We start from the raw sequence: 24,296 nt of genomic DNA on the forward strand, positions 1-24,296 counted from the left end.
TCCCGTGCCGCGTCCCGCGCGGCGTCCCGCTCACGCGGCGGCCGGCGGGCGCGGCGCCGCGCCAGGCCGGCCCGGCGCGGCGGGCGGGTGCTGAGGATCGCCGGGCTGTGCCTGGCCGTCGTCGTCCTCGCCACGGCGGGTGCCGGCTGGTGGTTCTACGAGCACCTGAACGGCAACATCAACAGCGTCTCGCTCGACGGCAAGGGCGGCGCGGAGAAGGCCGACGCGTTCGGCCGTACCCCGATCAACATCCTGGTGATCGGCTCGGACGGCCGTACCAGCAAGGCCGACTGCAAGCTCGGCGGCGGCTGCTCGAAGACCGGCGTGCAGACCGGCAACGGGAACGCGGACGTGGAGATGGTGGTGCACATATCCGCCGACCGCTCCAACGCCACCGTCATGAGCATCCCCCGCGACACCATGACCACCGTCCCGGCCTGCAAGGACAGCGCGACCGGCACCTCCACGCCCGGCTACTACGGGCAGATCAACAGCGCGCTGGAGTACGGCCCGGCCTGCCAGGTCGCCACCGTCCACCAGCTCACCGGCATCCCCATCGACCACTTCGTCAAGCTCGACTTCTCCGGCGTGGTCAAGATGTCCGACGCCGTCGGCGGTGTCTCCGTGTGCGTCAGCGACAACGTCTACGACACCTACTCGCACCTGAAGCTCTCCAAGGGCACCCACACGCTCCAGGGCCAGGCGGCGCTGGAGTTCGTCCGCTCCCGGCACGGCTTCGGCGACGGCAGCGACCTCGGCCGTACCGTCTCCCAGCACATCTTCCTCAGCGCGATGATCCGCAAGTTCAAGAGCGCGGGCACGCTCACCGACCCCACCGCCGTCTACGCGCTCGCCGACGCCGCCACCAAGGCGCTGACCGTGGACGACGGGCTGGGCAGCGTCGGGAAGCTCATCGGCCTCGCCGCCGACCTGGACAAGGTCCCCACCCGGCGGATGACCTTCACGACCATGCAGACCGGCCCGGACCCGAACGACAGCGACCGCGTGGTACCCGCCCCGGCCGCCCGGGCCCTGTTCTCGGCCATCGCCCACGACCAGTCCCTGACCACCGGCTCGGGCAGGAAGTCCGCCGCGGCCGCCGCCCCCACGGTGCCCCCCTCCCGCATCGCCGTGACCGTCGAGAACGGCACCCCCGTCACCGGCCGCGCCTCCGCCATCGCCACCGCCCTGACCGGTGAGGGCTTCAGCTCCGGCACGACCACCGGCAACGCCCCCGGCGCCGCGGCCACCACCACGCTCACCTACGGCACCGGCCAGAAGGGGGAGGCCCGGACGGTGGCCAAGGCACTGGGGCTGCCCGGCTCGCACCTCAAGCAGGGCGACGGCACCGGCCTGACCCTGGTGATCGGCGGCGACTGGACCAGCGGCACCACCTACCCGGGCAGCACCTCCTCACCCGCGCCCGCCGACACGAAGGCCGCCGTGTCGGACGCCCACGCCTCCACCGCCGCCCAGTCCAGGTCCTGCGCCAAGGTCAGCCCCTACAAGACCGTCAGCCTCGACGGCGTGGCCATGACCCCGTCCCAGGCGTACGCGGCCGCACGCGGCATCCCCGACTCCGACGCGTGAGGCGGCCTTCCGCGGGGGAACGCCCCGAGCCGTCCTCCGTCGCCGCCGGCGCGTGAGACGAGGCCGGCGACGACGGCCACTGCGGCCCCGGGTGACCCATCGGTTCGCGCCGCTCCCCGAAGCCGGCCTCACCGCACCGCGCGGTGCGGTGAGGCCGGCCGGTCAGCCCTGCTTCCCCGCGCCGCTCTTCCCCTCAAGCGACGTCAGGACCTTTTCCGCGAGCTTCTTGGCACTCGCGGCGCCGTTGTCCCTGCCGTCCGTGGACAGCACGCTGACGACGGCCGTCCCCAGGCGAGCGGCGATCAGGGTGGTGCCGTTCTCCCAGGCACTGTTCGTCAGCGTGATGGTGTACGCCTCGTCCCCCAGCCCGGCCGTGGAGGCGCCGGTCACCTTCACCGCGCTGTGGGTGTCGGAGTCGGTGTAGGTGGGGCAGGCGGCGACGACCTTCGCCAGGCCCTTCATCACGTCCTTCGCGGTCGTGCCGCGGTAGACATCGATCTCCTGGTCGAGTTCGGCGGACGTGTCCTTGTTGACATAGGAGTTCTGCGCGAACGACACCCCTTCGATCCCGGTCAGGCTGATCCAGCTCGTGGCACCGAGGTCGGCGCAGCGCGGCTTCGCGGCGCTCTTGGTGGCCGGGGCCTGGTAGGTGTCACCGGTGTCCCGGGCGGCACTGGCATCCGCGGCGAATCCGGCCGGGAAGGCCGACGCGGGCGCCAGGGCGGCCTTGAGCTGCGTGCCCGTCAGCAGACCGGCGTTGGGGTCCTTGGTCTTGGCCGGCTCGGCGGATGCGGCCCCCTCGGCGGAGGAACTGTCGGAACCGGAGGAGCAGGCGCTCAGAACCAGCGGGAGTGCCGCGGCGGCGGCGAGCACCTTGAGGGAGCGGGAGGGAAAACGCATCGGAATCCTTGAGAGATGTCGCACAGTGCGCCGCACCGGGTGGGGGTGGGCCGTACGCCCCTGGACATGGGTACGCCGGCAAGCCGGGGCAGGCGGGGCCGGAAGATCAACAGACCCAGGGAGAACCCAAGCATCCGCAGAACACAAACAGACGTCTAATGAACCAAGCCGTGGTCAAACCGGCCTGCCGGACACTCCGCGGCCCCCGGAAGACCGACGCCGCACCGCTCAGCCGCGGCCCGCGGCCCTCACCAGACGCTCGATCGTGCCCAGCGTGCGGGTCGTGGCCGGCACCCCGGCCATGCGCTCGATCTCCGCGGTCGGACCGCCCGCGTTCGACCCCTGCTTGCGGATGATGCTCAGCGCCAGCCCCTCGCGCAGCTCGACGAGGGTGATGTCGCCCTTGGCGTTCGTCCAGGGCAGCTCCAGCGCGATGGGCCTGCCGCCGTCGAAGAACGTGAAGGTCTCGCGGTACGTGCGGCTGTCCTCGTGACCGTCGAACGGCTGGCCGGCGAGCACGTCGACCAGCAGGTCGAGGCCGCGGACCATGGCGGGCTGGGTGTAGCCGGCCGCCGCCTCCAGCGCCTTGGCCGCCTCGGCGACGACGCACACGGGGTCGTCCGCCTCCAGCAGCACCGTGCCGTTGGTCTGGAAGGACCTGACCGCGCGGGCTCCCGCGGCGGCCAGCGCGCTCTCCAGGGTCGCCCGGTCCGGGCTGCCCGGGTGGCCGAGGTTCATGCTCCGGTAGAACACCACATGGCGAGAATCCACGACGTGAGACCTTACTGGTGAATCGCCCGCAACTCGGCCTCTGACAAGCCGTGTTGGCAAGACGGAGACCGACCGGCTGCACGTACGATCAACAACCAGCCCGGCGTCCGCTCCGCCCCGCCCCTGTTCTGAGTTGTCCCGCTCGATCCGGCGGGCGACGGCCGCAGTGACGTAGGCGGACGTACCGGAAAGGGCGTGAAGGGCATGGACGATCAGCGGCGCGTACTCCTCGTCGCCTACGACGATGCCCAGATCCTCGACATCGCCTGTCCCAGCGGTGCTCTGGACATCGCCAACCGGTACGGCGCGGCGCCGCCTTACTCCATCGAGCTGGCGACCCTCGGTGCCCGGGCCGCCCGTAGCTCGGCGGGGATCGTGCTGGCCGCGGGGCAGCGGCTGGAGGCCGTCACGGGCCTGCTGGACACGCTGATCGTCGTGGGCGGCGTCGGTTGCGAGGACGCCGCGGCGGACGAGCGATTACTGGGGCAGGTGCGCCGACTGGCCGGACGCAGCCGACGTGTGGCCTCCGTCTGCACCGGTGCCTATGTGCTGGCTGCGGCCGGGCTGCTGGACCACCGGCGGGTGACGACCCACTGGGGGTGGGGAGAACGCCTGGCCGAGCGCCACCCCGCCGTGGGTGTGGACGTGGGCCCGCTGTACATCCGCGACGGCAACGTCTACACCTCGGCCGGGGTCACCAGCGCCCTCGATCTGACCCTGTCGCTGATCGAGGACGACCACGGCCCGACGCTGGCCCGCGCCGTCGCCCGGGAACTCGTCACCCACCTGCACCGCCCGGCCGACCAGGCCCAGATATCGATGTTCCTGTCCGCGCCGCCGCCGGACGACCGGTTGGTGCGGGACCTGATGGGCTATATCACGGGTCATCTGGCCGAGGACCTGACGCCGCCGGCGCTCGCCGCCCGGGCGGGCATCAGCACCCGGCACCTGACCCGTCTCTTCACCGCGCACCTCGGTACGACACCGGCACGGGCGGTCCGCGCGGCGCGCACCGAAGCGGCGGCGCACCTGGTGCGCTCCAGCGGGCTGCCGATGGCGGCGATCGCCCGGCGTTGCGGGTTCAAGTCGGCGCAGACGCTGCGCCAGGCGTTCCTGGACCACTACGGGGTCACGGGGGACAGGATGCGCAGGATGCCGGACATGCCGACGGCCCGCGTCACACCGCGGCAGCAGACTCCGGGCCATGACGCACACGACACCGCACTCGACGACTCGTAGGAACGTACTGCGCGGCACCGTCGCCACCGCCGCGCTCGCGGCGACCGCCGCAGTCCCGGCCGGAGCGGCGCACGCAGCCCCGACCGGAAGCGGCACGGGCCCTGCCATCGGCATCCTCCTGTACGACGGCTTCAGCCTGCTGGACCCCACCGGACCGGCCGAGGTGCTGTCCCGCCTGCCGGACGCGACCGTGACGATGATCGCCGAACGGCGTGGCCCGGTCCGCACGGACACCGCAGATGTGGCCCTGGTCGCCGAGCGCTCCCTCGACGAGGTCGATCGTCTGGACGTCCTGCTCGTGCCGGGCGCGGGCAACCGCGGCACCGTCGCGGCGATGAACAACCAGGCACTCCTCAGCTGGATCCGCCGGATCCACCGGCACACCCGGTGGACGACCTCGGTGTGCACCGGCAGCATCGTCCTGGCCGCCGCGGGGCTGCTGGACGGGCGGCAGGCGACGACCTACTGGGCCTCTGCCGAGTACCTGGAATCCACCTTCGACGTGACGTACCTCCCGCAGCGCTACGTACGCTCCGGAAAGCTCATCACTGCGGCCGGGGTGTCGGCGGGCATCGACATGGCCCTGTACCTCGCGTCCCTGATGGCGGGAGACGACACGGCCAAAGCCATCCAGCTCGCCGTCGAATACGACCCCCAACCCCCCTTCGACTCCGGCAACGCCACAGAAGCGGACGCCCGACTGAAGGAACGGGCCCTGCAGTTGCTTGCCGCATCGCAGGTGTAGTCGCAGCGGGAGCCGTGGGCTGGGGGCGCCGCCTCGCCTGCGCCCCACTTCACCGCGCGCGGTGGGGCTCGCCGTGCACGGTCGGCCGTCAGTCCTCCGGTCCGCCCACGGGGCGCAGGGGCCGTGTTTCGGCCGTGTGCCGTCGGCCGCTGGTTGCCGGCTGCACCTGCCGCGTCGTCTTCCGTCCCGCTGCCGGACGGTTGCCCCACCGGTTCCGTCCGGTTCGCGCTCTACGCCTGGACCGACGCGCTGGCGACCCTCACGGTATGGGGGGTTCGGAGGAGAAGCCGCGACGGCTCGGTGGTGGGCAGTCCCGCTGTCCGCACTGCGGGCTGCCACAGGATCGGGCGGCGACGCTGGAGCAGGACTGGGTGCTGCTGGAACCGGACATGCGTCCGCTGGCCCATACAGTGCCGGCACAGCATCGGTGGATCGAGCTGTCCGACGGCCGGGTGACGGTCTACGGGGTGTGCCCGCCGGACCAGTTCCAGCGCTGCCGTATCGAGCACCGGCTCGCCTGCCCGGCACAGCCTCTGCCGGATCTGTGGCCGTGGCTGACGAGCCTGCGAGGGGAGAACGCGCGGCAGTCAGAACGGCAGAACGCCCCGGAGTCGCCGCCCCCGCCTGAGGAGTGGCCGGACGCCGGCTGATGGGTGCAACGCCTGCACGAACGCGAAGACCCCGCCCTCAGCGTCTCCGCTGCTGACGGGGTCTTGTGGACACCTCACAAGGGGTGCCCCCGGCAGGCTTCGAACCTGCGCACACGGCTCCGGAGAGCGCTGCACTCCCGGATGTCTGCCCAGGTCGGAGACCCCTAGTCAACTGATTTGCGACCACTCGTCCACGGATAGTCCACGAGCCGTCAGCAGCACCGTGTCTTCCCGATCAATGCGGCTGCGGCCTCCTCTGCGATATCGATCAATAGCGATCTAGGTTGATCTGGCTTACTGTTGTTGCTGGAACGCCAAGGGCGGAGGATCCCATGGAACGCATTGACATCAGCGCAGAAGACGCTGAAAGGCTGCGGGCGCAGGCTGAAGAGGAAGCCTTGGAACGTCCAGCCTTGGCTGAGGTCATGCGTGAGATTGCCAACGGGATCGAGCTCAAGGCTTACGAGCCATATGACAAGATCCGACAGAGGCACGGGTTCCCGCCTATTGGTGACACACCGTAGCTAGGTAGCTCCGAATCGTGATAAAAGATGCTCATCGACTTCCATCCCGCAGCGGCTGAGGCGTTCGACAAACTGTCGGCCAGTGATCAGCGGGACATCGATGAAGCGATCGATCAGGTCTACCAGGACTTTCACGTTGGGGATCTCCTGAGGGGTGGTCCCCTCCGGCAGTACGACTTTCGCGAGATCCAAGTGGTGTACTACGTTCCTGAACCACCCACGCACCTCATCATCTGCTACGTCCAGGGTTCGGACTTCTAGCGATGTCCTGCGGTCGGTGCGGTCAATGGACGAGCCATCAGCGGCCTGTCTATTCAGCGGCCCCCGGCTGAGCGCGACTGAATAGGCCCACGACAGCACTGACCAGCCCGGCGGCGGTGGCCTGCGGCCGTCTGATCGATCAGCACCTTGACCTCCCGTTGCAGCTGTTTGGTCATCGTTGGACGAGGACGAGCCTGCTGTGGCCCCCTGACGGCCCAGACGCTAGAACTCCTCGACGAGCGCGCCGGACGGCCTTCCGACGAGGTGATCCGCAGAGCACTGCGCAACTGGGCCTTCGTGCTGCAAGGGCCCGATGACCGGGAAGTCCCGGAGGACGTGCGGAACGTTCTCCACTGGGTGTTCAAGGCGTCCCGACCGCTCGCCGATCTCGCTGAACCTGCCACGGCCCGCGCGGTCCTCGACTCGCTGAAGCTCAAGCTCGACGGCACGGCGGCAGCGGCGGAAACCGTGCGGCGTAAGCGCCGGACGCTCGTCAACGCCGCGAACTACGCCGTCGACCTGGGAGAGCTGTGGGAGAATCCCATTACGGCTGTCCGCTGGCAGAAGCCGAAGGTGTCCAACCAGGTCGATCCGCGGGTCGTCGCCAACCCGGAACAGGCACGGAATCTCCTGGCGGCGGTTTCCTACGTGGGCGGGTACCGGCGTGCCCGTGGTCGTCGCCTTGTGGGTCTGTTCGCCGCCATGTACTTCGGCGGCCTCCGGCCGGCGGAAGCGGTCGGCCTCGTCGAGACGGACCACCGGACCCGTCCGTCCGTCGGCAAACAGTGGCCCGACTCGGGGGAGACGCATGACGACCGCGGGCTGAAGAACCGGCCGACCGAGGACGTCAGGCGGGTGCCCATTCCACCGCACCTCGTCGCCGTGCTCCGCGAGCACCTGGCCACCTTCGGCACGGCGGACGACGGGCGGCTGTTCTTCAGTGAGCAGGGCTCGGTCGTCCCGTCCTCGACCTACTACCGGGTGTGGCAGGAGGCCCGGCTCCTCGCGCTTCCGCCGGCGGTCGCGGCCTCGCCGCTCGCGAGCCGGCCGTACGACCTCCGGCACTCGGCGCTGTCGACGTGGCTCAACGCCGGTGTCGACCCGGCCGAGGTGGCCGAACGCGCCGGCAACAGCGTGGAGGTCCTGCTGACCGGCTACGCGAAGTGTCTCGACGGACGGCAGGGCGTCGCCAACCGTCGCATCGAGGACCTGCTTCGCGAGTACGAGTGAGAACTGCGCATTGAGCGAGGCCCCCGACGATTTCGCCGGGGGCCTACATGGCGTTAGGCGCCTGGGTGCGTGAAGCGCTGAACCGTTGTTCCCTGCTCTCGACGTCGCTGCATCCGTTCGGGCTTAGACGGAGAAGGGCCGGAAACCGCCGCGAATACTACTTCGCGACTCCCGTCGAGACTTAGCTCAAGCTGCTGTTGAACTCCTCGCGATCCAAAGCCTGAGGTGCCGATCCAGCCGCCAGCAACGAGGTCGGTGAATTCTGTATTGTCGAGGTAGTGTTCTACTGTTTTGCGGCTGAAGGATTTTATATTTCCGGGAGCTTGGAACTTGCTGTGAATTCGATCAAAATGTTCACGTGCGAGATACATGCCGGGTGCAAGAGTCCTCGCGTCTAGTATTAGGGAATCTCCTTGGCATAGTTTGAACCACGAAGGCCTCGCGCTTAGGCGGTAGTCATCTGTGTCGCTCTGTAGGCGTTCGCATTCTTTATCGATCGCTCGCATGCGTTCAAGTTGTTGAATAAGATTGCTGTCGCTGTTTGGGTAATAGCGCCACTCGGATGTTCCCTTCTTCGACATCCTCTTATACTGGATAAGAACGAAGGAGTCGCGTGCTTCGTGATAGTAGATAAGGTCGACTCCAAGTGTCTTTTCTGCTGGCTTTCGATTTGCATTGTAGATCACGAGACGCTGATTGCCCTGCCTGAAGCCGGCCCATGCATAGCGCTCTAGCCATCGTTCTGGTCCAAGCCAGTCGCGAAAACGCTGTGCGTCGTGCGCGATCAAATCGTCTTCATGCGAGGGTCCATTACGCGTTTGCAGTCGGGCGATAAAGGGAACGTCGTCGGCTTCGCGAGGTGCGTTCCAACCGTCCAGCTCTCCTAAATCGAAATCCGCCATGCGAAAGGAGGTGAGACTCGCGTCGCGCTCGTCAATCAATAGTTTGGCGGCAGGGCCATCCACTGGAGTGGGCTCGTCCCTTGCGCCGAGGGCCTGGAGGTGAGGATCAATATCGTTGGCAAGTTGTCGCAGCGCTCTTAGCAGGTGCCTGCCAGCCGCCTCGGGCAGAGCTCCGTCGCGCGACAAATATCGAAGTGAGGAGGCAGGGACCGCCTCCTCAAGAGCAGACCAGGGCACTGGTGAGACAAGGCGGTAGGGTCGTGTGACCTCAACGCGCCGCTTTAGGTCATCTCCGGCACCGGGAACCTTGGACGCTCGTGCAATGTAGGCAACATGCGCCGAGCCTCGATCGGAACCAGTGACGATGAGAGTGACGTGCCTGCCTCGCCAGTACTCCTGATATTGGGTCGTAACCCATCGCGGAGCGCTGCCATCTCGTCGGGGGCGCCACAGCGTTTCGAGGTGCTTCTCTTCTTTGGAGTCCGCGCGGATGATCGCAACCATGTCCTTCATTCTTCAGCGGCCGCGACGTCTACGTAGGCAATCTGACTCTTTTGGTTCGAGAGAGTGGCGAGCTGGGGAGGGGTGTACGGACGGAGGTAGCCCAGCTGTCTTCCCTTGCTACCTGCGACGATGCCCCAAGATCCCGTCCACGCCTCGTCCACCGACCCCGTCCTAGGGCCGCTCAACGCTGCACACGCCTGCACATACGCGAAGACCCCGGCCTCAGCGTTTCCGCTGGTGACGGGGTCTTTTGGCACCTCATACAGGGTGCCCCCGGCAGGATTCGAACCTGCGCACACGGCTCCGGAGGCCGTTGCTCTATCCCCTGAGCTACGGGGGCGTGTCGTTCGCGTTGCTCGCGGCGACGGGTAGAACACTACCAGCTCCGCCGGGGTGGTCATGAACGGGTTTCCGGCAGGTCGGCTCGGTCGGGCGCGTCAGGGCGGCGGGTCCGGGTCGCTCGCACGGGGTGCGGGTCGGCTCGGTCGGGCGCGTCAGGGCGGCGGGTCCGGGTCGCTCGCACGGGGTGGAAGTGGGCAAAACCCGGACGCGGTGGCCGGGGCGGACCTACTCTCGAGTTGTGCCAGGCGCGTCGGGCCGGGTTCTTGTTGTGGACGACAACAAGGTCATCCGGCAGTTGATCAGGGTCAACCTCGAGCTGGAAGGCCTCGAGGTCGTGACCGCGGCCGATGGTGCCGAGTGTCTGGACGTCGTGCACCAGGTGCGGCCCGACGTCGTGACGCTCGACGTGGTCATGCCCCGGCTGGACGGGCTCAGAACCGCCGCGCGGCTGCGGGACGACCCGCGGACGCGCGATCTGCCCCTCGCCATCGTCAGCGCCTGCACCCAGTACGAGGTCGAGACCGGCCTCGGCGTCGGCGTGGACGCCTTCCTCCCCAAGCCCTTCGAGCCCGCCGAGCTCGTGCGCCTCGTACGCCAGTTGATCGAACGGCAGCGAGGGGGCGACGGGCGGGGGAGCGGCGCGGGGAGCGGCTCCGCGTTCGGGGGCGTCGTGGGCGTCGGGGAGGCGGAGCGGGCCGGACAGGCCGGCGCCTGACCGGCCGGCCACGCGGATGCCCGTCCACATCCCGGACCCTCACGCAAACCGGCTCGCCTACCCACCCCCCTCCTCCCCTACGCTTGTCCCCGTGACCCCCGTCGAGCTCTCGCGCACCGTGCTGCACGCCGTGCGGCGCGCTGTCGACGACGGGGAACTCAGCGTGACCGTTCCGGAGCGAGCCGTGGTCACCCCGCCCGGGCCGGGCGGCTGCGGCGACTACGCCACCACCATCGCGCTCCAGCTCTCACGCCCCGCCGGGCAGCCGCCCCACCGCGTCGCCGAGATCCTCCGGCCGCGTCTGGCCGGCCTCGACGGCATCGCCGACGTCGTCGTCACCGGACCCGGGTTCCTCAACATCAGCCTGCGGGACGCCGTACCCGTGGCCGTCGTACGGCAGATCCTGCGCGAGGGCACGCGGTACGGGCATGCCGACGGTTCCACCGGGCAGGTCGTGCAGCTGCGCTGTCCCCGCGAGGTCCGGGCCGTCGTGGTCATGGACGCCGTCGCCCGGATCCTGCGCTCCCAGGGGGCCTGCGTACGCACCAGCTGTGCGGCCCCGCCCGCGCCGGAGTGGGAGACGGTCCTCGGAGCCCGTCTCGACGCCTCCGGCCGTCCGGGCCCCACAGCCGCCGAAGTCGCCGTACGCCCCGTGCCCGCCCCCGCCGACCCGCTCCCGCTCGGCCGTGACGCCGGCCGCTGGGCCCTGCTGTACCCCGCCGCTCACGACCGTCCCCGGATCACCGAGGACCATCTGGTGCAGCGCGAGAGCAACCCCCTCTTCCGTGTGCGGTACGCGTACGCCCGGACCCGTGCGCTCTCCCGTAACGCCTCCGACCTGGGCTTCCGTGCGGAGCCGGGGGCGCCGCAGGCGGTGGTCCACGGACTGGATGCCCTCCTCGCCGACCACCCCCGCGTCCTGGCCCACGCGGCGGCGCACCGCGCCCCGGACCGGCTCGCCCGGCACCTCGTCGACGTCGCCGATGCCGTGCTGCCCCTGCTGCCCGCCGTCCTGCCCGTCGGTGAGGAGAAACCCTCGGCCGCCCACCGCGCCCGGCTCGCCCTCGCCGAAGCGGCCGGGACGGTGCTGGCCGGCGGCCTGTCCCTGCTCGGCATCGACGCACCCGACCACCTCTGAGAGAGCACGCCGAAGATGAGCCGTTCCGCACACCCCGCCGGGCCCCGCCACGCCGACGTCCTGCCCGAGGGGCACTACAGCCCGCCGCCCGCCGACCTCAACGCCCTCGACCCCAAGGTGTGGGCGCAGACCGTGACGCGGGACGACCAGGGCGTCCTCACCGTCGGCGGCATCGACGTCAACCGGCTCGCCGAGGAGTTCGGCACGCCCGCGTACATCCTCGACGAGACCGACTTCCGGGCCCGCGCGCGTGCCTGGCGTACCGCCTTCGGGCAGGACGCCGACGTCTACTACGCCGGCAAGGCGTTCCTGTCCCGGGCCGTGGTGCGGTGGCTGCACGAGGAGGGGCTCAACCTCGACGTCTGCTCCGGCGGGGAGCTCGCCACCGCGCTGTCCGCCGGCATGCCCGCCGAGCGCGTCGCCTTCCACGGCAACAACAAGTCCGCGCAGGAGATCGAGCGGGCCGTCCGAGCCGGCGTCGGGCACATCGTGCTCGACTCCTTCCAGGAGATCGTCCGGGTCGCCCACATCGCCCGGGAGCTGGGCCGGCGGCAGAAGGTGCTCATCCGGATCACCGTCGGCGTCGAGGCCCACACCCACGAGTTCATCGCCACGGCCCACGAGGACCAGAAGTTCGGCATCCCGCTCGCCGGCGGCCAGGCCGCCGAGGCCGTACGGCGCGTCCTGGAGCTCGACAGCCTGGAGCTGGCCGGCATCCACAGCCACATCGGCTCGCAGATCTTCGACATGTCCGGGTTCGAGGTCGCCGCGCACCGGGTCGTCGGGCTGCTGAAGGACATCCGCGACGAGCACGGCGTCGAACTGCCCGAGATCGACCTCGGCGGCGGCCTCGGCATCGCCTACACCAGCGACGACGACCCCCGCGAGCCGCACGAGATCGCCAAGGCGCTCTCCGAGATCGTCAGCCGCGAGTGCGAGGCAGCCCGCCTCGCCACCCCCCGTATCTCCGTGGAGCCGGGCCGGGCCATCGTCGGGCCCACCGCCTTCACGCTGTACGAGGTCGGCACCATCAAGCCGCTCGACGGCCTGCGGACGTACGTCTCCGTCGACGGCGGCATGTCGGACAACATCCGTACCGCGCTGTACGACGCCGACTACAGCGTCGCTCTCGTCTCCCGCCGCTCCGACGCACAGCCGATGCTCTGCCGGGTCGTCGGCAAGCACTGCGAGAGCGGGGACATCGTGGTGCGGGACGCGTTCCTGCCCGCCGACCTGGCCCCCGGTGACCTGATCGCCGTACCCGCGACCGGGGCGTACTGCCGGTCCATGGCCAGCAACTACAACCACGTGCTGCGCCCGCCCGTCGTCGCCGTCAGGGACGGCGAGGCGCGCCTGATCGTCCGCCGTGAGACGGAGGAGGATCTTCTGCGCCTCGACGTCGGCTAGCGCACCCGGGTGCGCCACCCACGGCAAGCCACCGGCCGGGCGGAAGATCTTCTGTCTTCCGGCCCGGTAGAAATGAAATCGATGTCTCACGATCCGGACCAGGGGCAGAAACTCCGGTCCGGTGAGTGAGACTGGTCCCACCGTGACGGTATGAGGAAACGAGGTCGGATGATGCGTACGCGTCCGCTGAAGGTGGCGCTGCTGGGCTGTGGAGTGGTCGGCTCAGAGGTGGCGCGCATCATGACGACGCACGCCGACGACCTCGCCGCCCGGATCGGCGCCCCGGTGGAGCTCGCCGGGGTCGCGGTGCGCCGGCCCGACCGGGTGCGCCAGGGCGTTCCCGCCGACCTCGTCACCACGGACGCCACCGCCCTGGTCAAACGCGGCGACATCGACGTCGTGGTCGAGGTCATCGGCGGCATCGAACCCGCCCGGACCCTCATCACCACCGCCTTCGAGCACGGCGCCTCCGTCGTCTCCGCCAACAAGGCCCTGCTCGCCCAGGACGGCGCCGCCCTGCACGCCGCCGCCGAGGAGCACGGCCGGGACCTCTACTACGAGGCCGCCGTCGCCGGCGCCATCCCGCTGATCCGCCCGCTGCGCGAGTCCCTGGCCGGCGACAAGGTCAACCGGGTGCTGGGCATCGTCAACGGCACCACCAACTTCATCCTCGACAAGATGGACTCCACGGGCGCCGGATACCAGGAGGCCCTGGACGAGGCCACCGCCCTCGGGTACGCGGAGGCCGACCCGACCGCCGACGTCGAGGGGTTCGACGCCGCCGCCAAGGCCGCCATCCTCGCCGGGATCGCGTTCCACACCCGCGTGCGGCTCGACGACGTCTACCGCGAGGGCATGACCGAGGTCACCGCCGCCGACTTCGCCTCCGCGAAGGAGATGGGCTGCACCATCAAGCTGCTGGCCATCTGCGAGCGGGCCCAGGACGGCGGCTCCGTCACCGCGCGCGTGCACCCCGCCATGATCCCGCTCAGCCACCCGCTGGCCTCCGTGCGCGGCGCCTACAACGCCGTGTTCGTCGAGTCCGACGCCTCCGGGCAGCTGATGTTCTACGGGCCCGGAGCCGGCGGCGCGCCGACCGCGTCGGCCGTGCTCGGCGACCTCGTCGCCGTCTGCCGCAACCGGCTGAGCGGCGCCACCGGACCCGGTGAGTCCGCCTACGCCGCGCTGCCCGTGTCGCCGATGGGCGACGTCGTCACGCGCTACCACATCAGCCTGGAAGTGGCCGACAAACCGGGCGTACTCGCCCATGTGGCCACCGTCTTCGCCGAGCACGGTGTCTCCATCGACACGGTGCGCCAGCAGGGCAAGGACGGAGAGGCCTCCCTCGTCGTCGTCACCCACCGGGCGACCGACGCGGCCCTCGGCGGTACCGTCGAGGCGCTGCGCAAGCTCGACACCGTGCGCGGTGTCGCCAGCATCATGCGGGTTGAAGGAGAGTAACCAGCAATGACCCACCAGTGGCGCGGAATCATCGAGGAGTACCGGGACCGGCTGCCGGTCTCCGACACCACGCCGGTCGTGACGCTCCGCGAGGGCGGCACGCCCCTCGTGCCCGCGCAGGTGCTCTCCGAGCGCACGGGCTGCGAGGTCCACCTCAAGGTCGAGGGCGCGAACCCCACCGGGTCCTTCAAGGACCGCGGCATGACGATGGCCATCTCCAGGGCCAAGGAGGAGGGCGCGCAGGCGGTCATCTGCGCCTCCACCGGCAACACCTCGGCCTCGGCCGCCGCCTACGCCGTCCGGGCGGGCATGGTGTCCGCCGTGCTCGTGCCGCAGGGCAAGATCGCGCTCGGCAAGATGGGCCAGGCCCTGGTGCACGGCGCGAAGATCCTCCAGGTGGACGGCAACTTCGACGACTGCCTCACGCTGGCGCGCGGCCTGAGCGAGAACTACCCCGTGGCACTGGTGAATTCGGTCAACCCGGTGCGTATCGAGGGCCAGAAGACCGCCGCCTTCGAGATCGTGGACATGCTCGGCGACGCGCCCGACATCCACGTCCTTCCGGTGGGCAACGCAGGGAACATCACGGCCTATTGGAAGGGGTACAAGGAGTACTCCCTCGACGGTGTGGCCACCAGGACGCCCCGGATGTGGGGCTTCCAGGCCTCCGGCAGCGCCCCCATCGTGCGCGGCGAGGTCGTCAAGGACCCCTCCACCATCGCCACCGCCATCCGCATCGGCAACCCGGCCTCCTGGCAGTTCGCCCTCGCCGCGCGGGACGAGTCCGGCGGCGTCATCGACGAGGTGACGGACCGTGAGATCCTGCGCGCCTACCGGCTGTTGGCCTCCCAGGAGGGCGTCTTCGTCGAGCCGGCCTCGGCCGCGTCCGTCGCCGGACTGCTCAAGGCCGCCGAGCAGGGCAAGGTCGACCCGGGCCAGCGGATCGTGTGCACCGTCACCGGCAACGGCCTGAAGGACCCCGACTGGGCCGTGGCCGGTGCCCCGCAGCCGGTCACCGTCCCGGTCGACGCGGCCGCCGCGGCCGAGCGCCTCGGACTGGCGTAGAGCCGGGCGCCTCGGGCGGGCGTGAGGCCAGGTGCCCGAGGTGAGGCCGAGCAGCTGAGCGCCTCGGCCGGGCCCGGGCACCCGGGGCCGGCGCGGGGCCGAGCGCCTCGTGCCGGGCGGCGCCGACGCCGGACCGGGTGACGCCGGACCGGGTGACGCCGACGCCCGGACCGGCGTAAACAGCCCGGACCGGGGCAGACGGTGCCGGTGCGGGCAGCGCCGGTGTAACGAGCGCCACGGTCCGGCGTAAGACGGCGCTTACCTGGGGAAGTTCCCTACGAGGGGTGCACAGGGGGCTTACGACACGCATCGTGCGCCTGCTGTGCGCCCTATGTCGCCACAGAACCTACCTTCGATAGGCTGTACTGAACCCGCCCGCCGCATATGCCCCGCATATGGGCCGGTGCCGCGCCGTCTCCGCGGCCCGGACAGCGGCCGGCCCCCGGCCAGGCAGCGGCCATCCGGGTTCTCGTACACCATCGAATGTCCATCGAACGTCATTCGACAGTCACGCAGCTCAAGGAGAGTCATCGAGCGATGGCCGGTCCAGCGTTCCGCGCCGCCGCCGTCCGGGTGCGCGTCCCCGCCACCAGCGCCAACCTCGGCCCGGGCTTCGACGCCCTCGGCCTCGCGCTGGGGCTCTACGACGACGTGGTCGTCCGGGTGGCCGACTCCGGGCTGCACATCGACATCGCGGGTGAGGGCAGCGAGACGCTGCCGCGCGACGAGAGCCACCTCCTGGTGCGCTCCCTGCGCACCGCCTTCGACGTGCTGGGCGGGCAGCCGCGCGGCCTGGAGATCGTGTGCGCCAACCGCATTCCGCACGGCCGGGGCCTCGGCTCGTCCTCGGCCGCCATCTGCGCCGGCATCGTCGCCGCCCGCGCCGTGACCATAGGCGCCGAGGCCAGGCTCGACGACACCGCGCTGCTGGAGCTCGCCACCGAGATCGAGGGCCACCCCGACAACGTCGCCGCCTGCCTGCTCGGCGGTTTCACCCTGTCCTGGATGGAGGGCGGTGCCGCCCGGGCGATCAGGATGGAGCCCTCGGATTCCATCGTTCCGGTGGTTTTCGTGCCCGGGAAGCCGGTCCTGACCGAAACCGCGCGCGGCCTGCTCCCGCGCACCGTGCCGCACGTCGACGCCGCCGCCAACGCGGGCCGCGCCGCCCTGCTCGTCGAGGCCCTGACCAGGCGTCCCGAGCTGCTGCTGCCCGCCACCGAGGACCGCCTCCACCAGGAGTACCGCGCCCCCGCCATGCCCGAGAGCGCGGCACTGGTGGAACGGCTGCGGGGCGACGGCATCCCCGCGGTCATCTCCGGCGCCGGACCCACCGTCATGGCGCTGGCCGACGCGGACACCGCCGACAAGGTCGAGGCGCTCGCGGGCGCGGACTGGGCCGCCAACCGGCTGAGCCTCGATCTGCAGGGCGCGAGCGTGCTGCCGCTCGCCACCTAGACACCGCCTGACACACGGTTGCCGGATTTGGAGAGGGGGAATGTTTGTTGGATCCGGTAGTGTTAATCTCAAGTCTGCACCCGACCCCACCATGGCGAGGTGCCTCGTGTCCCCGTCCGGGACAGACCTTCTTCCGGGAGCCCCCCAAGCCGCACTGTGTTCCGAGCGCCGTACGTGGACCGTACGCCGCCTCCGGACACTGAGCAGCCCGACGGGCACGCTCCGGAACCGGTGCGACCACGCCGCGTGACACAGACACTGGGTGCCACGGCTCAAGGAAGCGCCATCACCAGATATTTCCTCCGCCGCTTAGGCGGACCACCGCCCCGGCACGGTCCACACCGACCGGACCACTGCCGGACAGCACAACCGGTCGCCGAGCCAGACAGGCCGACGTCCGCTCCAGGGAAGGACCCTTCGTGAGCGACACCACCGATCTGATGGGCGCACGTGTCGAGGAGACCGCTGCCGCGCCCGCCACGGACGCCTCCGCGCCTGCATCCGGTGCCGGCTCCCGGCGGCGCCGCGGTACCGGCCTCGAGGGCATGGTGCTGGCCGAGCTGCAGCAGGTCGCATCCGGCCTCGGCATCAGGGGCACCGCGCGCATGCGCAAGAGCCAGCTGATCGAGGTCATCAAGGAGGCGCAGGCAGGAGGGGGCGCCGCCCCGGCCAAGGCCGAGGCCTCCGAGGAGACCAAGCCCAAGCGCCGCGCCACCTCCCGGGCCCGTACGGGTGACACCGCCGAGAAGGCGGAGAAGAAGACGGACGCCGGCAAGGCCGAGGCCGTCGCCGAGAAGGCCGTCGCCCAGCAGCAGATCGAGATCCCGGGCCAGCCCGCCGGCGGTGAGGACGCCCCCGTCGAGCGCCGTCGCCGCCGTGCCACCGCCGAGGCCGGAGCCCCGGCCGCCGCCGAGACGGTCGCCGCCGAGGCGAAGAACGAGCCGAAGGCCGAGACCCCGGCGCAGCCCCAGCAGCAGTCCCAGAACGACGCCAAGGGCGACGCCGCCGACGGCGGCGAGGGCCGCCGCCGCGACCGCCGCGAGCGCGGCCGGGACCGCGACCGCGACCGCCGCAAGGGCGACGACCAGCAGGGCGGCCAGCGCGGCCAGCAGCAGAACCAGCAGCAGGGCGGCGGCCGGCAGGACCGCCAGGACCGGCAGGACCGCCAGCAGGACGACGACGACTTCGAGGGCGGCCGCCGCGGCCGTCGCGGGCGCTACCGCGACCGCCGGGGCCGCCGCGGGCGCGACGAGGTCCAGGAGCCGCAGATCGCCGAGGACGACGTCCTGATCCCCGTCGCGGGCATCCTGGACATCCTCGACAACTACGCCTTCATCCGGACCTCCGGTTACCTGCCCGGCCCGAACGACGTGTACGTCTCCCTCGCCCAGGTCCGCAAGAACGGCCTGCGCAAGGGCGACCACATCACCGGTGCCGTGCGCCAGCCCAAGGAGGGCGAGCGCCGCGAGAAGTTCAACGCGCTGGTCCGCCTCGACTCCGTCAACGGCATGGCGCCCGAACACGGCCGCGGCCGCCCGGAGTTCAACAAGCTCACCCCGCTGTACCCGCAGGACCGGCTGCGCCTGGAGACCGACCCGGGCGTGCTCACCACCCGCATCATCGACCTCGTGTCGCCGATCGGTAAGGGCCAGCGCGGCCTGATCGTGGCCCCGCCGAAGACCGGCAAGACCATGATCATGCAGGCGATCGCCAACGCGATCACGCACAACAACCCCGAGTGCCACCTGATGGTCGTCCTCGTGGACGAGCGTCCGGAAGAGGTCACCGACATGCAGCGGTCGGTCAAGGGCGAGGTCATCTCCTCGACCTTCGACCGCCCCGCCGAGGACCACACCACGGTCGCCGAGCTCGCCATCGAGCGCGCCAAGCGGCTGGTGGAGCTCGGGCACGACGTGGTGGTCCTGCTGGACTCCATCACGCGTCTGGGCCGGGCCTACAACCTGGCCGCGCCCGCCTCCGGCCGCATCCTGTCCGGTGGTGTCGACTCCACCGCCCTGTACCCGCCGAAGCGCTTCTTCGGTGCGGCCCGCAACATCGAGGACGGCGGCTCGCTGACCATCCTCGCCACCGCCCTGGTGGACACCGGGTCCCGCATGGACGAGGTGATCTTCGAGGAGTTCAAGGGCACCGGCAACATGGAGCTCAAGCTCGACCGGAAGCTCGCCGACAAGCGCATCTTCCCGGCCGTCGACGTGGACGCCTCCGGTACCCGTAAGGAAGAGATCCTGCTCGGGGCCGAGGAGCTGGGCATCGTCTGGAAGCTTCGGCGGGTGCTGCACGCGCTCGACCAGCAGCAGGCCATCGAGCTGCTGCTGGACAAGATGAAGCAGACGAAGTCGAACGTCGAGTTCCTGATGCAGATCCAGAAGACGACGCCGACGCCGGGCAACGGCGACTAGTCGTTCCCCGCGCCGCTGAGGGCACAAAGGCCGCCCACCGTCACCTGAGTGACGGTGGGCGGCCTTTCGGCGCTGAGAGGGAGGGGGCGCATCACACGCCCCTGACACCTCTTGCACCTCTGGGGGGACCCCCTTGCCTACCTCCGCCTCCGGCGCCGGTCGACACAGACGCCGGATACGCCTCGCCCTGCCCTTCGGGGCCGTCGGTGCCGCCGCCGCCCTGGCCGCCGCGCTGCTGACCTCCTCCGCCGACGCGGCCACCGCCCTGCCGCGGCCCACCGTCAAGCCCGCCACCAGCGCGCCCTCGCTCACCGAGCTGGAGCAGCGCGTCGCGGGCGCCCTCGCCGGTGACGACACCGCGGGACAGACGTCAAAGGCGTCGATGAGCAGCTCCACCACCGGCTCCGGCGACGGCACGGTCGACGCGAAGATCATCGGCGGTACGACCACCAGCATCACCTCGGCGCCCTGGATGGCCCAGCTCTGGTACTACGACGACCGGGGCACCACCAGCGAGACCGACGACATCGGTTTCTTCTGCGGCGGCACCGTCGTCGCGCCGACGAAGGTCCTCACCGCCGCGCACTGCGTCAAGGGCTACGACTGGTACGCGCACGGCGCGGTCATCACCGGCACCTCCCAGCTGCCCACCACCGACGACGCCGGCAACACCGACCTGCACGGCGGCACCGTCTCCGGTGTCTGGCGGCAGTGGAACCACCCGTCGTACGACGCCACGGCCATCGACAACGACGTCGCCGTGCTGACCCTGCCGACCTCCGTCAAGGTCACCCCGATCCGGATGACGACGTCCGGCGACACCGCCTCCTACGCCGCCGGCACCAGCGCCACCGTGTACGGCTGGGGCCGCACCAGCTCCACCAGCCAGAGCACCTCCGACACGCTGAAGACGGCCACGCTGCCCGTCCAGTCGGACACCACCTGCGCGAACGCCTACGGCGACTGGTTCATCAAGGGCCACATGGTCTGCGCCGGCCAGCCCGCCACCGGCAGCGACAGCGGCACCACCGCCATCTGCAACGGCGACTCCGGCGGCCCCCTGGTGGTGAACAACCGCGTCATCGGCGTGGTCTCCTGGGGCGTGGAGGACTGCGTCGCCAAGGGCTCCTACAGCGTCTTCGCCAAGGTCAGCACCTACGTCGGCGCCACCTACCCGCGGATCGACGACACCAACGTCAACGGCGACCACAAGGCCGACCTGTGGGTGCGCAACGCCTCCACCGGGACCGGCTACTCCAAGAACTCCACCGGCACCTCCTTCGCCACCCGTGAGTCCTGGGGACGCTGGGACGGCGTCAACGTCGTCCTGCAGACCGACCTGAACCGCGACGGCTACCAGGACCTGGTCTACCGGGCCAGCAGCACCGGCGACGTCTACTGGACCCACTACGTGCCCGCCAGTGGCACCTGGGCGACCCAGCAGATCGCCGACAACTGGGCGAGTCGCACCCGCATCCTCACACCTGGCGACGTCACCGGCGACTACCTGCCCGACCTGCTGTCGGTGGACTCCGCCGGCTACCTGTGGATCTACCCCGGCAACGGCAACGGCACCTTCGCGCCCCGCGTCCAGGTCGGCTCCGGCTGGAACCAGTACAACTCGCTGCGCGGCCACGGTGACTTCACCGGCGACGGCAAGGCCGACCTGATCGCCCGCAGCAAGAGCGACGGCTCGGTGTACCTCTACAAGGGCACCGGCAAGGCGGGTACCGGCGCGTTCTCCAGCCGGATCAAGGTCCGCACCTGGAGCAGCACGACGTACAACGCCTTCGACGCCGTCGGTGACATCACCGGCGACGGCAAGGCCGACTTCCTGGCCCGCACGCCCGGCGGCACGCTCTACCTGTACAAGGGCACCGGCAAGGCGACCAGCGAGATCTTCGCCACACGGATCTCCGTGGGCACCGGTTTCCAGCAGTACGACATCTGGGGCTGAAGCCCCAGGTGAGAGCCTTGCTCCCCAGCTGAACCGTCACGCTCCGTGCCCACCGTGCCACCTGGTGAGCACGGAGCGTTGTGCAACTCTGTGGCCGGTTTTCCCGTCTGACCGGACGGGGTGACGATTGGTGCAGTACGGGTCTGATCGGTACGAGTCCGAACAGTCCAGGTCTGGCACTGAACCCAGGGGGTAACCGACCGGAGATGAGCTGAGGAGCACATGTCTGCCGAGAGCACACCGGAACCCGGCATACCGGGGGAGTCCGTCATCAGCAGCAGGAGCCGCCGCGCCGGAGGACGCCGCCGCAAGCCCCGCAGCGGCCGCCGCAAGGGCCTGGTCATCGCGGCCTGGACCGCCGCGGGCATCGTCGTGCTGGGCGGCAGCGGCGCCGGGTACCTGTACGTCAAGCTCAACGGCAACCTCAAGAGCGTCGACATCGACCAGGCCCTCGGCGCCGACCGGCCCGAGAAGGCCGACAACGGCTCCGAGAACATCCTGGTCCTCGGCTCCGACACCCGCTCCGGCCGCAACGGCAAGCTCGGCGGCGGCGCGGACGACGGCAGCGCCCGCTCCGACACCGCGATGATCGTGCACCTCTACCGGGGCCACAAGAAGGCCGACGTCGTCTCCATCCCGCGCGACACCATCATCGACCGCCCCGAGTGCACCGACCCCAAGGGCGAGGACCACCCCGCCGCCCACGGGGCGATGTTCAACTCCGCCTACTCCACCGGCGGCGCCGCCTGCGCCGTGAAGACCGTCGAGTCGATGACCGGCCTGCGTATGGACCACTACCTGGAGGTCGACTTCAGCGGCTTCCAGAAGCTCATCGACGAGCTCGGCGGCGTCGAGGTCACCACCACCAAGAACATCGAGGACCCCGACAGCCACCTCGACCTCAAGGCCGGCACCCACCGCCTGAACGGCAGGCAGGCCCTGGGCCTCGTCCGCACCCGTCACGGCGTCGGCGACGGCTCCGACCTCGGCCGCATCCAGCTCCAGCAGGCCTTCCTCAAGGCCCTGGTCGACCAGGTCAAGGACGTCGGCCTGCTCACCAGCCCCAAGAAGCTCTACGACCTGGCCGACACCGCCACCAAGACCGTCACGACCGACTCCGGCCTCGGCTCGGTCAACGCCCTGATGTCCTTCGCGGCCGGCCTGAAGAGCATCAGCGCGAACAACATGCACATGGTCACGATGCCGGTCCGGTACGACCCGGCCGACCCCAACCGGGTCATCGTCCAGAAGGCCAAGGCGCGGATGGTCTGGGACGCCCTGAAGAACGACCGGCCCATCCCGAAGTCGGCGACCCAGGGCACCGCGACCGGTGAGGCCAAGGGCGTGGTGACGTCCTGAGGCACCGTCGCACGGGCGCGGGACAGCCGCACCACCCGCGGGGAACAAACCGCGGCAACCCCCGGTTTGGGGAGAAGGCACCAGTCCTGGCAGACTGGTACGTCGGCTCCGGTTCACGCTCACGCACCCCGCGGCAGCGACCCGGCGCCCTCCCGAAACCTAGGAGACACCTTGAAGCGCGACATCCACCCCGCGTACGTCGAGACGCAGGTCAGCTGCACCTGCGGCGCGTCGTTCACCACCCGCAGCACCATCGAGTCCGGCACCATCCGGGCCGAGGTCTGCTCCGAGTGCCACCCGTTCTACACGGGCAAGCAGAAGATCCTCGACACCGGTGGCCGTGTGGCCCGCTTCGAGGCCCGCTTCGGCAAGGCTGCCGCCGGCTCCAAGAAGTAGCGAGCCCCAAACCGCCGGTCCACGGCCGCGCGCCCCGTACGAGGCGCGCGCCGGGACCGGCGTTTTTGGTCGCCCGCCCTTCCCTTCCCGCAGTCCATCAGGAGCCCAAGATGTTCGAGGCCGTCGAGGAACTCGTCGCCGAGCACGCCGACCTGGAGAAGAAGCTCGCCGACCCGTCGGTCCACTCCGACCAGGCAGGCGCGCGCAAGCTGAACAAGCGCTACGCCGAGCTCACCCCGATCGTCGCCGCGTACCGCTCCTGGAAGCAGACCGGCGACGACATCGACACCGCCCGCGAGCTGGGCGCCGACGACCCCGAGTTCGCCGCCGAGGTCAAGGAGCTGGAGAAGCAGCGCGAGGAGCTCACCGAGAAGCTGCGCCTGCTGCTGGTCCCGCGCGACCCCAGCGACGACAAGGACGTCATCCTCGAGATCAAGGCCGGCGCGGGCGGCGACGAGTCGGCGCTGTTCGCCGGTGACCTGCTGCGCATGTACCTGCGGTACGCCGAGCGGGTCGGCTGGAAGACCGAGATCATCGACGCCACCGAGTCCGAACTGGGCGGCTACAAGGACGTCCAGGTCGCCATCAAGTCCCGCGGGCAGATCGAGCCCGGGCAGGGCGTGTGGGCGCGGCTGAAGTACGAGGGCGGGGTGCACCGCGTGCAGCGTGTGCCGGCCACCGAGTCCCAGGGCCGCATCCACACCTCCGCCGCCGGTGTCCTGGTGACCCCGGAGGCCGAGGAGGTCGACGTGGAGATCAACCCCAACGACCTGCGCATCGACGTCTACCGCTCCTCGGGCCCGGGCGGCCAGTCGGTCAACACCACCGACTCCGCCGTGCGCATCACGCACCTGCCGACCGGGGTCGTGGCCTCCTGCCAGAACGAGAAGAGCCAGCTGCAGAACAAGGAGCAGGCCCTGCGTATCCTGCGCTCCAGGCTGCTGGCCATGGCGCAGGAGGAGGCGGAGCGCAACGCCGCCGACGCCCGTCGCAGCCAGGTCCGTACCGTCGACCGCTCCGAGAAGATCCGCACCTACAACTTCCCGGAGAACCGCATCTCGGACCACCGCGTGGGCTTCAAGGCGTACAACCTGGACCAGGTCCTGGACGGCGACCTCGACGCGGTGATCCAGGCGTGTGTCGACGCGGACTCGGCGGCGAAGCTGGCGGCCGCGTAGCGCACGGAGTACGGGTAGGACGCAGCACCGAGCACCGGAGGACGAGCGTGCAGCAAGAAACCGGGGGGCGCCCCCCGAGCCCCCGCA

General features: G+C 70.2%; 20 protein-coding genes, 1 tRNA gene and 1 pseudogene. 18 read left to right on the forward strand and 4 right to left on the reverse strand.

All coding sequences use genetic code 11. The features are described from left to right. Positions 1-1,590, forward strand: a 1,590-nt coding sequence (locus AB0K80_RS30145; protein WP_365675097.1) for an LCP family protein, incomplete at its 5' end; no start/stop codon positions are given. Between the two features lie 162 nt (positions 1,591-1,752). Here AB0K80_RS30145 and AB0K80_RS30150 read toward each other — a convergent pair. Beyond that, positions 1,753-2,490: a hypothetical protein gene (locus AB0K80_RS30150; RefSeq protein ID WP_365675099.1), complete on the reverse strand. Its 738-nt coding sequence runs from the start codon at positions 2,488-2,490 to the stop codon at positions 1,753-1,755. Positions 2,491-2,718: 228 nt separating this feature from the next. Beyond that, positions 2,719-3,261 (reverse strand): DUF1697 domain-containing protein, encoded by a 543-nt coding sequence (locus AB0K80_RS30155; RefSeq protein WP_365675101.1) that lies wholly within the window; start codon positions 3,259-3,261, stop codon positions 2,719-2,721. Positions 3,262-3,465: 204 nt separating this feature from the next. Here AB0K80_RS30155 and AB0K80_RS30160 point away from each other — a divergent pair, with 204 nt between their 5' ends. From AB0K80_RS30160 to AB0K80_RS30185, 6 genes and pseudogenes are all read left to right on the forward strand, one after another. Then, positions 3,466-4,500 (forward strand): DJ-1/PfpI family protein, encoded by a 1,035-nt coding sequence (locus AB0K80_RS30160; protein ID WP_365675103.1) that lies wholly within the window; start codon positions 3,466-3,468, stop codon positions 4,498-4,500. Beyond that, entirely contained in the window at positions 4,466-5,245 is a 780-nt protein-coding gene (locus AB0K80_RS30165) for a DJ-1/PfpI family protein (protein WP_365675105.1), read from the forward strand. Before AB0K80_RS30160 ends, AB0K80_RS30165 begins: the two co-directional genes overlap by 35 nt. A 266-nt stretch (positions 5,246-5,511) precedes the next feature. Beyond that, complete coding sequence (locus AB0K80_RS30170) at positions 5,512-5,895, forward strand: DUF6083 domain-containing protein (RefSeq protein ID WP_365675106.1); 384 nt, start codon at positions 5,512-5,514, stop codon at positions 5,893-5,895. 332 nt (positions 5,896-6,227) lie between these two features. Next, positions 6,228-6,419, forward strand: coding sequence for a hypothetical protein (locus AB0K80_RS30175; protein ID WP_365675108.1), 192 nt, complete (start codon positions 6,228-6,230; stop codon positions 6,417-6,419). A gap of 27 nt (positions 6,420-6,446) precedes the next feature. Beyond that, positions 6,447-6,680, forward strand: a complete 234-nt coding sequence (locus AB0K80_RS30180) for a hypothetical protein (protein WP_365675110.1) — start codon at positions 6,447-6,449, stop codon at positions 6,678-6,680. 207 nt (positions 6,681-6,887) lie between these two features. Continuing rightward, a pseudogene (locus AB0K80_RS30185) lies at positions 6,888-7,910 on the forward strand (tyrosine-type recombinase/integrase); the annotation flags it as partial. A 53-nt stretch (positions 7,911-7,963) separates the two neighbouring features. Here the strand turns inward: AB0K80_RS30185 and AB0K80_RS30190 are convergent. After that, a complete protein-coding gene (locus AB0K80_RS30190) occupies positions 7,964-9,316 on the reverse strand; it encodes a hypothetical protein (RefSeq protein WP_365675112.1) in 1,353 nt (450 codons plus the stop codon). A 268-nt stretch (positions 9,317-9,584) separates the two neighbouring features. Then, positions 9,585-9,656, reverse strand: a tRNA-Arg gene (locus tag AB0K80_RS30195). A 240-nt stretch (positions 9,657-9,896) separates the two neighbouring features. Here AB0K80_RS30195 and AB0K80_RS30200 point away from each other — a divergent pair. The 11 genes from AB0K80_RS30200 to prfA all read left to right on the forward strand — a co-directional run bounded on the left by AB0K80_RS30200 (position 9,897) and on the right by prfA (position 24,209). Then, the gene (locus tag AB0K80_RS30200; protein ID WP_365675114.1) at positions 9,897-10,373 is read left to right on the forward strand and encodes a response regulator; all 477 of its coding nucleotides are present in this window, start codon (positions 9,897-9,899) and stop codon (positions 10,371-10,373) included. A gap of 91 nt (positions 10,374-10,464) precedes the next feature. After that, a complete protein-coding gene (nrtL, locus tag AB0K80_RS30205) occupies positions 10,465-11,511 on the forward strand; it encodes an ArgS-related anticodon-binding protein NrtL (protein ID WP_365675116.1) in 1,047 nt (348 codons plus the stop codon). Positions 11,512-11,526: 15 nt separating this feature from the next. After that, positions 11,527-12,918, forward strand: coding sequence for a diaminopimelate decarboxylase (gene lysA / locus AB0K80_RS30210; RefSeq protein WP_365675118.1), 1,392 nt, complete (start codon positions 11,527-11,529; stop codon positions 12,916-12,918). A gap of 168 nt (positions 12,919-13,086) precedes the next feature. Beyond that, the gene (locus tag AB0K80_RS30215; protein WP_365675120.1) at positions 13,087-14,379 is read left to right on the forward strand and encodes a homoserine dehydrogenase; all 1,293 of its coding nucleotides are present in this window, start codon (positions 13,087-13,089) and stop codon (positions 14,377-14,379) included. 6 nt (positions 14,380-14,385) lie between these two features. Beyond that, positions 14,386-15,444 (forward strand): threonine synthase, encoded by a 1,059-nt coding sequence (gene thrC / locus AB0K80_RS30220; protein WP_365675122.1) that lies wholly within the window; start codon positions 14,386-14,388, stop codon positions 15,442-15,444. A 537-nt stretch (positions 15,445-15,981) separates the two neighbouring features. Next, on the forward strand, positions 15,982-16,899 hold the full coding sequence (gene thrB / locus AB0K80_RS30225; RefSeq protein WP_365675124.1) for a homoserine kinase: 918 nt from the start codon (positions 15,982-15,984) through the stop codon (positions 16,897-16,899). 419 nt (positions 16,900-17,318) lie between these two features. Next, on the forward strand, positions 17,319-19,319 hold the full coding sequence (rho, locus tag AB0K80_RS30230; protein WP_365675126.1) for a transcription termination factor Rho: 2,001 nt from the start codon (positions 17,319-17,321) through the stop codon (positions 19,317-19,319). Between the two features lie 175 nt (positions 19,320-19,494). Next, on the forward strand, positions 19,495-21,276 hold the full coding sequence (locus tag AB0K80_RS30235; protein WP_365675264.1) for a trypsin-like serine protease: 1,782 nt from the start codon (positions 19,495-19,497) through the stop codon (positions 21,274-21,276). 222 nt (positions 21,277-21,498) lie between these two features. Next, positions 21,499-22,635, forward strand: a complete 1,137-nt coding sequence (locus AB0K80_RS30240; RefSeq protein WP_365675128.1) for an LCP family protein — start codon at positions 21,499-21,501, stop codon at positions 22,633-22,635. 171 nt (positions 22,636-22,806) lie between these two features. Beyond that, positions 22,807-23,031, forward strand: a complete 225-nt coding sequence (gene rpmE / locus AB0K80_RS30245; protein WP_014675000.1) for a 50S ribosomal protein L31 — start codon at positions 22,807-22,809, stop codon at positions 23,029-23,031. Between the two features lie 110 nt (positions 23,032-23,141). Next, positions 23,142-24,209 carry a peptide chain release factor 1 gene (prfA, locus tag AB0K80_RS30250; RefSeq protein ID WP_365675130.1) on the forward strand — a complete coding sequence of 356 codons (1,068 nt, stop codon included), beginning with the start codon at positions 23,142-23,144 and terminating at the stop codon, positions 24,207-24,209. Positions 24,210-24,296 lie beyond the last annotated feature (87 nt).

It is taken from the genome of Streptomyces sp. NPDC052682 (assembly GCF_040678435.1).
In the GTDB taxonomy this organism is placed as follows: Bacteria; Actinomycetota; Actinomycetes; order Streptomycetales; family Streptomycetaceae; genus Streptomyces.

Excerpts from the sequence above, each read along its gene's own strand:
- thrB (WP_365675124.1), top strand. The coding sequence starts at position 15,982 with ATGGCCGGTCCAGCGTTCCGCGCCGCCGCCGTCCGGGTGCGCGTCCCC.
- AB0K80_RS30180 (WP_365675110.1), top strand. The coding sequence starts at position 6,447 with ATGCTCATCGACTTCCATCCCGCAGCGGCTGAGGCGTTCGACAAACTG.
- prfA (WP_365675130.1), top strand. The coding sequence starts at position 23,142 with ATGTTCGAGGCCGTCGAGGAACTCGTCGCCGAGCACGCCGACCTGGAG.
- AB0K80_RS30175 (WP_365675108.1), top strand. The coding sequence starts at position 6,228 with ATGGAACGCATTGACATCAGCGCAGAAGACGCTGAAAGGCTGCGGGCG.
- thrC (WP_365675122.1), top strand. The coding sequence starts at position 14,386 with ATGACCCACCAGTGGCGCGGAATCATCGAGGAGTACCGGGACCGGCTG.
- lysA (WP_365675118.1), top strand. The coding sequence starts at position 11,527 with ATGAGCCGTTCCGCACACCCCGCCGGGCCCCGCCACGCCGACGTCCTG.
- AB0K80_RS30150 (WP_365675099.1), bottom strand. The coding sequence starts at position 2,490 with ATGCGTTTTCCCTCCCGCTCCCTCAAGGTGCTCGCCGCCGCCGCGGCA.
- AB0K80_RS30165 (WP_365675105.1), top strand. The coding sequence starts at position 4,466 with ATGACGCACACGACACCGCACTCGACGACTCGTAGGAACGTACTGCGC.
- AB0K80_RS30240 (WP_365675128.1), top strand. The coding sequence starts at position 21,499 with ATGTCTGCCGAGAGCACACCGGAACCCGGCATACCGGGGGAGTCCGTC.
- AB0K80_RS30160 (WP_365675103.1), top strand. The coding sequence starts at position 3,466 with ATGGACGATCAGCGGCGCGTACTCCTCGTCGCCTACGACGATGCCCAG.
- AB0K80_RS30170 (WP_365675106.1), top strand. The coding sequence starts at position 5,512 with ATGGGGGGTTCGGAGGAGAAGCCGCGACGGCTCGGTGGTGGGCAGTCC.
- AB0K80_RS30190 (WP_365675112.1), bottom strand. The coding sequence starts at position 9,316 with ATGGTTGCGATCATCCGCGCGGACTCCAAAGAAGAGAAGCACCTCGAA.
- AB0K80_RS30215 (WP_365675120.1), top strand. The coding sequence starts at position 13,087 with ATGATGCGTACGCGTCCGCTGAAGGTGGCGCTGCTGGGCTGTGGAGTG.